Annotated in this window: 1 protein-coding gene; it reads left to right on the forward strand. The window is 67.3% G+C overall.

Going from position 1 to position 220, the window contains the following annotated elements; translation table 11 throughout:
- Positions 1–220, forward strand: a 220-nt coding sequence (locus tag F6S12_RS33585) for a sigma factor-like helix-turn-helix DNA-binding protein (RefSeq protein WP_315870092.1), incomplete at both ends; no start/stop codon positions are given.

Consider the following 220-nt stretch of genomic DNA (forward strand, 5'->3'; position numbering starts at 1 on the left):
TGCAGGCGCTGGCTGCACGCCCGCAGGCGGTGCAACCCTCGGCGGAGCAGCAGGCAATCATTGTCGAGACCCTGTACGAAGTGGACGCCATGCTCAGCCGCCTGCCGGCCAAGGTGCGCTCGGCCTTCATCCTCGCTCAACTGCACGGCCGGCCCTACCAGGCCATCGCCGATGAGCTGGGGGTATCGGAGCGCATGGTGAAGAAGTACCTGGCCCAGGC

It is taken from the genome of Pseudomonas sp. JV245A (assembly GCF_032424515.1).
Classification (GTDB): Bacteria; Pseudomonadota; Gammaproteobacteria; order Pseudomonadales; family Pseudomonadaceae; genus Aquipseudomonas; species Aquipseudomonas protegens.